Origin of the sequence: Enterococcus cecorum, assembly GCF_052119425.1 — a bacterium.
In the GTDB taxonomy this organism is placed as follows: domain Bacteria; phylum Bacillota; class Bacilli; order Lactobacillales; family Enterococcaceae; genus Enterococcus_E; species Enterococcus_E cecorum_C.
This window is the reverse complement of the sequence record NZ_JBQKFH010000016.1, coordinates 1-12,870: the sequence shown is the minus strand read 5'-3', so window position 1 is coordinate 12,870 and position 12,870 is coordinate 1. Positions and strand designations below refer to the sequence as shown.

14 protein-coding genes are annotated in these 12,870 nt (G+C 35.2%); 3 read left to right on the top strand and 11 right to left on the bottom strand.

The genetic code is table 11. From position 1 onward, the window contains the following. The first annotated feature begins 72 nt into the window (after positions 1-72). Together ACTQZM_RS05645 and ACTQZM_RS05640 are read left to right on the top strand one after the other, a co-directional pair. Complete coding sequence (locus ACTQZM_RS05645; RefSeq protein WP_441653147.1) at positions 73-981, top strand: magnesium transporter CorA family protein; 909 nt, start codon at positions 73-75, stop codon at positions 979-981. A gap of 54 nt (positions 982-1,035) precedes the next feature. After that, positions 1,036-1,194 (top strand): SPJ_0845 family protein, encoded by a 159-nt coding sequence (locus ACTQZM_RS05640; RefSeq protein WP_204210162.1) that lies wholly within the window; start codon positions 1,036-1,038, stop codon positions 1,192-1,194. A 350-nt stretch (positions 1,195-1,544) separates the two neighbouring features. On the opposite strand, the gene yihA is transcribed toward ACTQZM_RS05640, so the two are convergent. The 8 genes from yihA to ACTQZM_RS05600 all read right to left on the bottom strand — a co-directional run bounded on the left by yihA (position 1,545) and on the right by ACTQZM_RS05600 (position 8,415). Then, on the bottom strand, positions 1,545-2,138 hold the full coding sequence (yihA, locus tag ACTQZM_RS05635) for a ribosome biogenesis GTP-binding protein YihA/YsxC (protein ID WP_113784383.1): 594 nt from the start codon (positions 2,136-2,138) through the stop codon (positions 1,545-1,547). 72 nt (positions 2,139-2,210) lie between these two features. Further along, positions 2,211-3,452: an ATP-dependent Clp protease ATP-binding subunit ClpX gene (gene clpX / locus ACTQZM_RS05630; RefSeq protein WP_248625407.1), complete on the bottom strand. Its 1,242-nt coding sequence runs from the start codon at positions 3,450-3,452 to the stop codon at positions 2,211-2,213. A gap of 131 nt (positions 3,453-3,583) precedes the next feature. Then, positions 3,584-4,087: a COG2426 family protein gene (locus ACTQZM_RS05625; RefSeq protein ID WP_243170355.1), complete on the bottom strand. Its 504-nt coding sequence runs from the start codon at positions 4,085-4,087 to the stop codon at positions 3,584-3,586. Between the two features lie 160 nt (positions 4,088-4,247). Then, positions 4,248-5,528, bottom strand: coding sequence for a trigger factor (gene tig, locus ACTQZM_RS05620; protein ID WP_171336441.1), 1,281 nt, complete (start codon positions 5,526-5,528; stop codon positions 4,248-4,250). Between the two features lie 133 nt (positions 5,529-5,661). Then, entirely contained in the window at positions 5,662-6,594 is a 933-nt protein-coding gene (locus ACTQZM_RS05615; protein ID WP_441653146.1) for an ABC transporter substrate-binding protein, read from the bottom strand. Next, the gene (locus ACTQZM_RS05610; protein WP_441653145.1) at positions 6,575-7,126 is read right to left on the bottom strand and encodes an RDD family protein; all 552 of its coding nucleotides are present in this window, start codon (positions 7,124-7,126) and stop codon (positions 6,575-6,577) included. The genes ACTQZM_RS05615 and ACTQZM_RS05610 overlap by 20 nt, the downstream gene beginning before the upstream one ends. Positions 7,127-7,134: 8 nt before the next feature. Then, the gene (sppA, locus tag ACTQZM_RS05605; protein ID WP_441653144.1) at positions 7,135-8,151 is read right to left on the bottom strand and encodes a S49 family peptidase; all 1,017 of its coding nucleotides are present in this window, start codon (positions 8,149-8,151) and stop codon (positions 7,135-7,137) included. Between the two features lie 9 nt (positions 8,152-8,160). Further along, a complete protein-coding gene (locus ACTQZM_RS05600; RefSeq protein WP_016251967.1) occupies positions 8,161-8,415 on the bottom strand; it encodes a hypothetical protein in 255 nt (84 codons plus the stop codon). A gap of 236 nt (positions 8,416-8,651) precedes the next feature. Here ACTQZM_RS05600 and glmS point away from each other — a divergent pair, with 236 nt between their 5' ends. Further along, positions 8,652-10,463, top strand: coding sequence for a glutamine--fructose-6-phosphate transaminase (isomerizing) (gene glmS / locus ACTQZM_RS05595; RefSeq protein ID WP_248625418.1), 1,812 nt, complete (start codon positions 8,652-8,654; stop codon positions 10,461-10,463). 48 nt (positions 10,464-10,511) lie between these two features. Here glmS and ACTQZM_RS05590 read toward each other — a convergent pair whose 3' ends face one another. From ACTQZM_RS05590 to ACTQZM_RS05580, 3 genes are read right to left on the bottom strand one after another with little or no spacing between them, the layout of a single operon-like run. After that, positions 10,512-11,492 carry a lipoate--protein ligase gene (locus ACTQZM_RS05590; RefSeq protein WP_441653143.1) on the bottom strand — a complete coding sequence of 327 codons (981 nt, stop codon included), beginning with the start codon at positions 11,490-11,492 and terminating at the stop codon, positions 10,512-10,514. Next, on the bottom strand, positions 11,489-12,346 hold the full coding sequence (gene lipA / locus ACTQZM_RS05585) for a lipoyl synthase (protein WP_441653142.1): 858 nt from the start codon (positions 12,344-12,346) through the stop codon (positions 11,489-11,491). Before lipA ends, ACTQZM_RS05590 begins: the two co-directional genes overlap by 4 nt. A 5-nt stretch (positions 12,347-12,351) precedes the next feature. Next, positions 12,352-12,591 carry a biotin/lipoyl-containing protein gene (locus ACTQZM_RS05580; RefSeq protein WP_243170371.1) on the bottom strand — a complete coding sequence of 80 codons (240 nt, stop codon included), beginning with the start codon at positions 12,589-12,591 and terminating at the stop codon, positions 12,352-12,354. Positions 12,592-12,870: the final 279 nt, after the last annotated feature.

The window sequence follows — 12,870 nt, the reverse complement described above, 5'->3', positions numbered from 1 at the left end:
TATGAATAGTTGTCAAAGTCGCATTCTAGTGATAAATTATTGAAGGAAATTTTCAAATGCGAGGTGAGAACCATGATTGAAACAATTGAATTTGGCAAAAACTATCATTGGATTATCCTACACACTGATTTTTTAACAAATGACACGACAGATTATCAAACACTAGGCTTAGATGAAGAAACCATTACCTATGCCCTCGACCGATATGAACGTGCACATACGGAATACCAAACAGATACCAATACTTTTACGATTATTTATAATGTGTTGAAACGCACCAAAGAAGAAAATCACTATGAAACAATTCCTATCACTTTTATCGCAAAGAATCAGCAGTTATTTACCATTTACAATGATGATAATGCATATATCATTGATTTGATGAAAAAGTATTTAGCCTATAACAATCAAATAAGTGTGCTGAAATTTTTATTTGTCGGTCTATTTTTAATTTCAGAATCTTATTTTCCTTATATTGAAGCTCTAGACAAAAAACAAGAGGAAGTTAGTCGCAAATTACGCGAGAAGATTACAAAGCCTGATTTATTAACACTTTCTGATATTGCGACTGGTATGATTTATCTTGTCGCCGCAACGAATCAAAATACGATTTTACTAGAGCAAATCAAAGGACAAATCATCTATAAACAATTTGATGAGATTGAACGCGAACAATATGTTGATTCCTTAATCGAAGCCAAACAACTATCCAGTATGACACAATTAAATTCCGAAATCATCCAACAATTATATAGTACGTATGATAATATTTTGAATAATAATTTAAACGATCATATGGCCGTTTTAACTGTGCTCTCCATCTTTTTAGCGATTAGTGCTACGGTAACTGGATTTTTTGGAATGAATGTGACTTTACCGATTAAGGATTCACCGTATGCTTGGTTAGTGATTATCGGCATCAGTCTTGTTCTTTGTCTAATTTATGCCTTGATTTTACGTATTACTTTATGGAAAAAATGATGCACTTTGCAAAAAGGTTTGATACAATAAAGGAAATGAGTCGAGGTGAGAAAAATGGGCTTAAAATTTCAAAAAGATGATTTTTTAGAAAAGAAGTTAGAAGAATTTATTGTTTTTCCAAATGATTTAAAAGAAAAGAAGGAAGAAGTCGATATCGAACGCTTCTTAAATCCTAAACCTAAAACTGAGAAAAAAGAAAAAGCAGACAAATAAACGAAACGAGGAAGCCTAAATTGGATTGGCTTCCTCGTTTTAAATATTTGATACGGTAGGCGACTTAAATGTGTTTTTTCGGTAATTGCACCACCTTCTTGCTCACAAGGAAATTCAAACATTGCTTAAATCAGCTCTTGACGTATTTCATCCCCAATAGCCGCAACTAAATCCGCTAAATCTTGCTATATTCTATATAGCTCTGTTTGTTTGTCCATACGCTCTGCCCCTTATTATTTCGTTGAATAAATCAAACCATTAAACCATTTGAAATGCAATGAAAGGAGCGATTGGGAAAGAAAATCGAGACGAATAAAAAAAGAGCATGGATTTCCCACACTCTAAATTGCTTATTCACTTAAACCGCTCAAAGCTTCGATTGCCTGCCAAGCTTCTTCTTTCCCTTGTTTCGTCACTGATGAAAAAACAATAAAGGTATCCTCTTTTTCAAATTCCAGCGCTTTTTTAATCATGCTTTCGTGTTTATTCCATTTGCCACGAGGAATTTTATCGGCCTTTGTCGCAACTACAATAACTGGAATTTCATAATACTTCAAAAATTGATACATTTGAATATCATCTTGTGTTGGCTCATGACGCATATCAACTAATGATACCACCGCTCTTAACTGTTCTCGTTGTGTTAAGTAGGTCTCAATCATTTTTCCCCATTTTGCTCGTTCAGTTTTTGAGACTTTTGCATACCCATAGCCTGGCACATCGACAAAATGCAAGCAATTTTCAATCAAATAAAAATTAAGCGTCTGGGTTTTCCCTGGTTTAGAGGAAGTTCTTGCTAAGTTTTTGCGGTCAATTAGCGTATTAATAAATGAACTCTTCCCCACGTTGGAACGTCCTGCCAAAGCGATTTCTGGCAGGTTGGTATCCGGATATTGTTTGGGCGCCACTGCACTAATAACAATTTCAGCTGAATGAACTTTCATCCCTTCATCCCTTTCTAAAATAGATTTCTAAAAAATAGAGGCTGACAATTTTGCCAACCTCATATTGCCCATTTATCCAGCTTTTTGTTCAGAATAAATGATTTTCGGTTTTCCTTCTTCTAGAGCAGCTTCTTTGGTGATAATCACTTTTTCAATGGTGTCATCAGAAGGAATCTCAAACATGACATCAAGCATAATGCCTTCAATAATCGAACGCAAGCCACGCGCACCTGTATTACGTTCAATCGCTTTTTGGGCAATGGCTTCTAGCGCTTCATGTTCGAATTCTAATTCTGTATGATCCAGTGCAAGTAATTTTTGATATTGCTTCACTAAGGCATTTTTTGGCTCAGTTAAGATACGAACCAAATCATCCACCGTAAGTTTTTCCAATGCTGTCATAACTGGTAAACGTCCGATAAATTCTGGAATCAAACCAAATTTCAGCAAATCTTCTGGAATAATATGTTGCATGATACTTTCATTTTCATTTAATTTCTTGTTTGAAGTACCAAATCCAATCGTCTTTTCACCCATACGATTTTTAACAATTGTTTCAATTCCATCAAAAGCACCACCAACGATAAACAAAATATTCGTCGTATCAATTTGAATCATTTCTTGATGGGGATGTTTACGACCGCCTTGAGGAGGAACAGAAGCAACTGTCCCCTCTAAAATTTTAAGCAAGGCTTGTTGTACCCCTTCACCAGAAACATCACGAGTAATTGAGACATTTTCACTCTTTCTGGCAATTTTATCAATTTCATCAATATAGATAATCCCACGTTGGGCACGTTCAACATTAAAGTCAGCTGCTTGTAATAATTTTAGCAAGATATTTTCTACATCTTCACCGACGTATCCAGCTTCTGTTAGACTTGTCGCATCAGCAATTGCAAATGGCACATCGATAGTACGTGCTAAAGTTTGCGCTAAGAAAGTCTTACCTGATCCAGTTGGTCCAATTAAACAGATATTACTCTTTTGTAATTCCACTTCATCATCATAACTTTCCATCGCATTGATTCGTTTATAATGATTGTATACAGCAACCGATAAAGCACGTTTGGCAAAATCTTGGCCAATCACATACTCATTTAATACTTCCAAGATTTCCTTTGGTTTAGGTACATCCGTAAATTCACGTACCACTTCTTCATAAAAATCTTCGTCAATAATATCTTTACATAACTCGACACACTCGTTACATATATATACTCCTGGTCCGGCTACAATCTTGCGTACTTCTGCTTGTGATTTTCCGCAAAATGAACAACGAACCGTATCGTGACTATGTTGGTTATCGCTCATGGATTTACAACACCCCTTTTAAAAACTATGTAGCATTAAATGGCTATATAAAAATATTATCATAAATGCTTTGAAATAAAAAGTAAGAGTACTTATATTTCAAAGCATTTAGCCATTTATCGATATTTAAATTAGAATCCAAACACTCCTGGCAATAGATAAGTCAGACTAAGCATAATACAGCAAGCCGTTAAAATTCCTAGGCCAATAGGTAAAATACATTTTTTAGGAGATAAACCTAAAAGAGCAGCAATTAATGCACCTGTCCATGCACCTGTACCTGGCAGAGGAATCGCAACAAATAAGTAAATCCCTAACAACACACTATTTGGATATTTTTCGGTTAACTCTTTTCCTTTACGTCGTCCTTTTTCAGTAATCGCTTTGGCAAACTTTTTAATCGGACCTTTTACTGAAAGATAATCTAAAATCTTTTCAATAAATAAAATGATAAAAGGAATAGGAATAAAATTAGCGATTACACAAATTATACTTGCTTTTAACCAAGGAACACCAAGTAATGAGGCTGCAATTAAGCCCCCACGTAATTCTAAAATTGGTAAAAGCGAGATAATAAAGATAATGATTTCCGGACTTAAGACATGTTTTAACGTATCGATAACTGATTGTACCATTTGATCCCCCAAATAATAAAGATAATCCTATTATGCTTGATATACTTAAAAAAGCGAATGAAAGAAACCTGTTTTAAATAAATCTTAAAATTCACATGAAGAAGGCGGAAAAATACTGATAAACCCTCTTACCGTATTTTCCGCCTAACGAGTCTTATGATTAAGCTTCAACAGCTGTAGAAGTTACTAAATCAATAGCTTTCTTCATAGTAATATCGTGTGAAAGCATATCAGTAGTTAATAAACGTTTTACTTGATCTACAGGCATATTGTAAGTTTCTGCTAATTCAGCGATTTCTTTTTCAATTTCTTCTTCTGTAGCTTCTAAGTTTTCAGCTTTCACGATTGCTTCGATTACAAGATTTGTTTTCACACGTAATTCAGCATCTTGTTCGAATTGTTTGTGAAGGTCAGCTTCAGTAGAGTTAGTTAATTGATAGTACATTTCTGGAGAGATTCCTTGACGTTGCATATTGTTTAAGAATTCATCCATTGCACGATGTACTTCATCATGAACCATAACGTGTGGTAACTCAACCACTTCTGCATTTTCTACAGCTTTACGTAATGCTTCATCATGAACAGCTTCTTGCGCTTGGCTTGCTTTAGTTGTAGTTAATTCTTCACGGATTTTAGCTTTTAATTCGTCTAAAGTTTCAACTTCATCGTCGACATCCTTAGCAAATTCGTCATCTAATTCTGGTAATTCTTTTTCTTTAACTTCGTGTACTTTTACTTTGAAGATAGCTTCTTTGCCAGCTAAATCTTCAGCTTGGTAATCTTCAGGGAATGTTACTTTCACTTCCACATCATCACCAGCTTTAGCACCAACTAATTGATCTTCAAAACCAGGAATGAATGAACCTGAACCTAATTCAAGTGAGTAGTTTTCACCTTTTCCGCCTTCAAAAGCAACACCGTCTTTGAATCCTTCAAAGTCGATAACTACTGTGTCACCTTCTTTAGCTGGTTCTTCAACAACTACTAATTCAGCTTGTTGATTACGTTTTTGATTTAAACGTTCTTCAACGTCAGCATCAGTTACTTCACGTTCTTGTTTAGCAACTGTTAAGTTTTTGTATTCACCTAATTTTACTTCAGGTTTTACTGTTACTTCAGCAGTGATTACCCAATCTTGACCTTTTTCCATGCTTTTTACATCGATTTTTGGTTGCGCAACAACGTCTAAACCAGCTTCAGCCACAGCAGCATCGTAAGCTTTTGGTAAAACAGCATTTAAAGCATCTTCATAAAGCGCTTCTTCACCAAACATACGGTTAAATACTTGGCGAGTCACTTTTCCTTTACGGAATCCAGGTACATTTAGATTCCCTTTTACTTTGTTAAATGCGATTGTTAATCCTTGTTGAATTTCTTCTTGAGGAATTGAAAACGTTAGCACACCTTCATTAGTGGCTGTTTTTTCAAATGTTGCAGTCATATATTTCCCTCCGATTTTATCTTTACATTTTTGATGAATATGATTCATGCATACCTTTAAATATTACACTAACCACGCAAAATTGTAAACCATTTTCATCTTAGTTCCGTGTTTTTTTCAATATTTTTCGAGATTAAAGCAAGTTTTGAATGATTTTTTGGTATTTTTCCTGAGTGACTTGGAATTGCTTGATAGTTGCCATATCTTCTTTTTTAGATATCTGCCCTGTTTGATAAAGCTGAATGGTCAAGCGTATATAGTCCTTTGCAGAAATAGGTGGTGTAAACGGATAAGTCAACGTCAATTGTTGCATCATATGCTCGTGTAACATCTCATACAGTGCAGCATCTTCATTGGCCAAGCTTTGTGCTAAGATTTGCTCACATGTTTTTATAAAAGGCTGTTCATTCGGTGCTGTTAACGCAGAGCTTGCTATCTTTATATTTTCCTCAGTAAATACATCTTTTAAATAGATATCCATCGACAGCTCAAGTTGATTCATAAGCTCACATGTTTTAGCAATCAGAAATGGATTCTGCGCGTTGGGCAATAACTCTTGGATAATTGTTTGAAAAATAGCAAGTGGCAATTGACTAATCAAAAGTTGAAACTCATCGTTAAAAATTGGCCGAACATTTGTAAGAGCCGCTTGCCATTGCACAAATTTTTCTTGCAATTTATGGACATAGATACTTGCATAAAATTCTTCCGCACTTGTTAATTGTTTGTTCAGACTATCTAACGCATCATCTGGAAAATTGTTGCGTAACAATAATCGCCGAGCATATAAGAATGCATAATTCATAATAGTCAGTTGCGTAAATTGAGGTAAATACTTTGCTGAACGTTCATAATTGTCTTGTTCTTCCAATGCTACTTCATAGGCTTTTTGTTGAAAATCTTGCATGAGATATAAATCAACTAGGCGATAATGATTATCTAATGAAGGATATTTTTGATAGATTTTTTGTGCCAACTGTTCTGCAAGCAAGAAGTTGCGCGTTTGTTTGGCTTCTTCAAAGGCTGCAAATAAAGCTTCATCTTGATTAAATATTTGTTTGTTCATACTTCACCTGTTTGGCTAAATGATATTTTTTAGGTTGCCGAATCATTTTTAAAGTAACGACACCGGTCTGAGCAAAAAAGTCGCCGATATGCGTTTTATCCGGTGTAAAGGCGCAGACAAGATACCCTAACAAGAAAAGGGGATTCACACTAAAAATAAAACGCATTGCCCCTTCACGGATTAAGATTGTACTCCAAGTTAGCTCTTTTTCAGTAAAACTAACCACCTTAATGCCAAAGATCATTTTTCCAATCGTCTGACCATCATTGTATTTAGTTAACAAAATGAAGTAAGCAAGATAAATACATGAACCACCTATAAAATTGACATAAGGATTCTCCATCGGCAAATTGAAACGCGCCAACCAAGTAAAGATTAACCCTTTTATACAAGCAATCAAAAAAACATCTACTAAGAAAGCCCAAAAACGAATCCAAAATCCAGCATAGTAATCAGCTGGATACTGATTTGGATGTTTTGGTTTCTTGTTAGTAGCTACGTTTTTTAAGGTTTTGGTTTGACTAAAAAACATCGTATCACCTACCCTCCATAATAATACATCGCTTTAGGAGCTTGCGGTGTACCAATCACTTGAACAATCGCCTTCACTGTGTCTTCCGTACTCGCTTGTGGCTTAAGTAAATTCGTTTTAGCTTGGTTTAACCAACTAGCAAGGAAATTGGGCGTATTGGTTGTATATTCAATGACTTGCGCGTCTTTTAAATCATATTTATTTTGTAAATCAGCTAGGCAATCTTCTTCAAAACCAATTTCATCGACCAAGCCATTTTCCTTTGCTTGTAAACCATCATAAATACGACCATCCGCTAGTTTTTTCACCGTTTCGATATCCATTTTACGACCTTTACTTACTACATCAACAAAGCGATTATAGGCACGATCAACGTGTTCTTGCATGACTTTTGCTTCTTCAGGTGTGGTGGCACGGGTTGACGAACCCATATCTTTTAAGGCACCACTCTTATAAGTTTGATCTTTTACCCCTAATTTATCCAAAAGTGAGGCATAATTCATTCCGGACATGATTACCCCGATGGAACCGGTCACTGTCTCTTCACTGGCATAAATCTTATCCGCCGCAGCTGAGATATAATAACCGCCACTTGCTGCCATATTTTTCATATTGACATAGATTGGTTTATGGTGCGCTTGTAATTTTTGCAAGGCTTTTGCTAATTCGCTACTTTCATACACACCACCGCCTGGAGAGTTCACTTCTAATAGTACAGCTTTTACAGTATCATCATTATCAATCTTTTTAACCATTTCTAAGGTTTGTTGATGATTATAGCCACTACTAGAGAACAGATTATTATCTTGTGTATCAGCAATTACCCCGTCAATGGTAATTTTAGCAATTTTTTGACTACTATCACCTGGCGTAATAATACTTTCCTTTAAACTTTCCTGACTAGATAATAAACTTGATAATGCTTCCTCTTGACTGTCATTGACACTATTGATTGCAATGCCAGTTAAACTAATCAATGCTACACCTATCGCAATTAATACTGCAATCCATCTTCTTTTATTCATAAGTCACCTCTATAATTCTTGTTTAATGATTACTGCTTTTTGATCAGTATCTACAGCTTGCTTAAAACCTGAAAATTTTTCACCACTGATTATATCCTCGATTTCAAATGGTTCTATACTTTCAACTTGAATCAACTCCGCTTCAATTTCTTGCAAACTATCCCAGCCAGTATCTAGAAATATCGGTGTATCCTCTGTCAGTTGATATTTGATAGATAATTGATTGATTCGTTCTTTTAAATCTCTTAATCGTATCGTCTTCATCAATTTTTCCCTTTCTCGCTATTTATCTAAAGCGTTTTTTCTTATTGTACCACAGATTGATTATAAGACAAAATAAAGCTCACATACATCTATACCAATTTTAATATTTAAAAAAGTGTTGACAATTTTTTTCGATTGAATTATGATTGCATTAGCTTTTGTTAATAGCTAAACAAAACAAAAATCATCTATACCAATTTATTATAAATAAAAAATCAAAGGTAGGTTTCTAAATTATGTGTGGTATTGTAGGAATTGTAGGAAAAAATCAAGCAGAACGCGTCATCTTAAATGGTTTACATCGCTTAGAATATCGTGGTTATGATTCAGCCGGCTTATTTGTTTGCGATGAAACTCATGATTATCTTGTAAAATCACCAGGACGTATTAAAAACTTAGAAGATAAACTAACACCTGAAGTGACAGGGAATATCGGAATTGGTCATACACGTTGGGCAACACATGGTGAGCCAACTGAAGCCAACGCCCACCCTCACACTTCTCAATCTGGTCAATTAGTTCTTGTACACAATGGCGTTATCGAAAACTTTGAAGAAATTCATCAAACTTACTTAAGCGAGCATACTTTCTTAGGTCAAACCGATACAGAAATTGCTGTACATCTAGTGGAAGAATTAAAGAACCGCGACAACTTAACGACTAAAGAAGCGTTCCGTAAAGCTTTAGGGATTATTAAAGGATCTTATGCTTTTGGTTTAATCGATAAAAATGACCGCGAAACCATTTACGTTGCCAAAAACAAAAGTCCCTTATTAATTGGTTTAGGCGATGGCTTTAATGTAATCTGTTCAGATGCTTTAGCTGTTTTAGACCAAACAGACACTTTTGTAGAAATTGAAGACGGCGAAATGGTTACTGTTACTGCTGATTCAGTAGCAATTGAAAAACAAGATGGGCAAAAAGTAGTACGTGATAGTTTTAAGACCCAAGTCGATATTACAGATATTGAAAAAGGAACTTATCCTTTCTATATGTTAAAAGAAATCGACGAACAACCAACTGTTATGCGTCGTCTTGTACAAGAATACCAAGGTGAAAACCATCAAGTAAATATTGATGAAAACCTAGTGAAAGAATTTGCGCAAAGTGACCGTATCTATATCGTTGCCTGCGGGACAAGTAATAACGCCGGCTGGAGTGCAAAATCATTAATTGAAAAACTTACCAATATCCCGGTTGAAGTTCATTTATCTAGTGAATTTGCTTATGATATGCCATTATTATCTGAAAAACCATTCTTTATTTATTTAAGTCAAAGTGGTGAAACAGCAGATAGTCGTCAAGTCTTAGTGACCACAAATAAACTAGGTCACCCAGCTTTAACGATTACCAACGTGGCAGGCTCAACTTTATCTCGTGAAGCGAAATATACTTTATTATTATATGCTGGACCTGAAATTGCCGTAGCTTCAACAAAAGCTTATACTGGGCAAATCGCTGTGATGGCTATCTTAGCAAAAGCTGTCGGCGAATATAAACAACTTCAAGCAGCCAAAGATTTTGATGTATTCCACGAATTATCAATTGTTGCTAGTGCGATGGATAGTTTAATCAATGATAAACAACATATCAAAGACTTAGCAGATGAGTTTTTAGCAACAACACGTAACGCCTTTTATATCGGACGTTCTAATGACTACTATGTTTCAATGGAAGCAGCCTTAAAGTTAAAAGAAATCTCCTATGTGCAAGCTGAAGGTTTTGCAGCTGGTGAATTAAAACACGGTACAATTGCTTTAATCGAAGAAGGTACACCAGTAATGGCGATTATTACTGAAGAAGTAACAGGTTCACATACACGCGGGAATATTAAAGAAGTTGAAAGTCGTGGAGCTAAGAGTTTAGTGATTGTAACTGAAAAATTAGCTAAACCAACGGATCAAATCATTTTACCAACTGTTCATCCATTCTTAACTAGCTTAGTTTCAGTGGTACCTACACAGTTATTAGCTTATAACGCAACCATTCAACGTGGATACGATGTAGATAAACCTCGTAACTTAGCAAAATCAGTAACTGTTGAATAATATAATGAACAAAAAGGCGCAAGAATAAAAACAACTTGCGCCTTTTTGCTATTCAAATATACAAGCTAATATTTCTTCAATGGTTATTTGATAAAAGAGTTGATCCGCTTTTTGTTCAATCAAAATTTGTTTGACAGTTTCGTAGGTAAAGGTTTGATTTGCTAAAGCTTGCTCTAAATGATTCAAATCACCATAACTAAAGAAATCACCATGAAATGCACAATTTTGGATAATCCCATGCTGAATATTTAATGAAACTTCCAGGAAACCCGCTGGAAATTTTTTCGCTTTAACCATCGTAAAAGCAGGATTCTTTCCAAAGGTCCAATCCCAACTTCTAAATTTATCTTGGGCCAACTGTTCAACTATCAGTTCTTCTTTTACAGTCAATTGGTAAGGCTGGTAATCTTTTTTCAATATTTCATTAATTAATTTTTGCCTAAATGTCGCAATATCCCATTTTTTAGATAGGCAATCACTGATATTTCCTGTACGATCGCGCACCGATTTAATACCCTTTGATTCGATTTTATATTTTGGTGGATTCAGATACTTTGCCATTTTCGAAAAATCCATATCATATAAAAGCGAACCATGGTGAATGGTATATTCCCCTTTATTACATTGCGCATTTCCTGAAATTTTCTTCCCATTAATGGCTAAATCATTGCGACTATTATATGCAACTTCAACCCCTAATACATGCAAAGCTTCAATAATTTTATCCATATAGGTTTTAAAATCAATCATTTCACTTGCTGACTTCACAACAAAAGTATATTGTAGACTACCTTCATCTGTATAAATCGTGCCACCGCCAGTATTACGACGCACTAGGTCGACATGATTTTTTTCAATCTCAGCTAAACGGATTTCATTAAAACTATTTTGAAAGTTTCCTAACATTACGGTCGGACGGGTTTGCCACAACATAAAAACACCGTCATCAAATTGCTTTTGCGTACATAAAAATTCTTCTAAGGCAAAATATTGGGCAGCTTCTTGATAATTGGCATCAATAAAAATCATTTGCTCGCTCCACCAGCGGCTAATGCTTCGTGTGCTTTATAAGAACTTCTAACTTGTGGCGAGCTGGCAACGAATTTGAACCCTTTTTTCATTCCCATGCGACGGTAGACACCAAACTGATGCATTGAAACATATTCATGTAGCTTGAAATGCTTAGGAGAAGGTTGTAAATATTGCCCAATTGTAAAGAAATCTACATCCGCATTTAAACAATCATCCATCGCTTGAGCTACTTCTTCTTGTGTCTCACCTAAACCAAGCATAATTCCTGTTTTTGTAAAAATTTCAGGATCTTGCTCTTTAATATAGGCTAAAACTTCTAATGAGCGTTCATAAGTTGCGCGGTGTCTAATTTTTGGTGAAATTCGTTCAACAGTTTCGATATTATGATTAATAATTTCAGGTTTTGCCGCAATCACCATATCTAAACTTGCATGGTCCCCTTGAAAATCAGGAATCAAGACTTCAACTGTCGTGTCTGGATTATATTTCCGGACAGCTTCAATACATTTAACAAATTGACTCGCTCCACCATCTGTTAAATCATCACGTGCCACACTGGTAATAACCACATGTTTTAATCCCATTTGTTTGGTTGCTTGTGCTAAATGTTCTGGTTCTAATTCATCCACTTCTTCCATATGGCCAAAGCTCACATCACAAAAACGACAATTACGTGAACAATGCTTACCCAAAATCATAAAAGTCGCTGTACCACTACTAAAGCACTCGCCTAAATTAGGACAAGTCGCCTCTGCACAAACGGTATTTAATTTCAAATCATGAAGCATACCATTCATTTGACCAACTGCTTCTTGATTAAAACGAATTTTTGGTTTTACTCGTTGTTCCATTGCATTCACTCCACTTCAAAAACTGCTAACACATCATCAACAAAGACTTCATCACCAGGAGCAACCTTAACTTCAAGTACTTTTCCATCAAAGGGTGCTTCTACTTCATGAACCGCTTTTTCTGTTTCAACTTCATAAAGTACTTCTCCTTTTTTTACTTGAGAATCAACAGGCTGTAACCATTCTGTAATTACCCCTTGGTCTGTTTTAGTACTTAGTTTAGGAAAAAGGACTTCACGTCTCATCAACAACACCTCATTTAATATCATTTATTATGTATCCGTTTTCCATCATACACCTTTATTTATTATCAATCAATACTTTTTCACAGATTTAATGTTATTATGAAACTATGTCAAAGCTTAATTTATATAGATTTTAACAATATATCTTCCATTCTCAATTAAATGTTTGTAAGCGCCCAATAACGAGGTATATTGAAAATCTCCAAAGTCACTCGACGCTGGAGATTCTTTTTTTTATTTACAATTTGCTTGTACAGTTTCTGACCATGGCAAATAAGC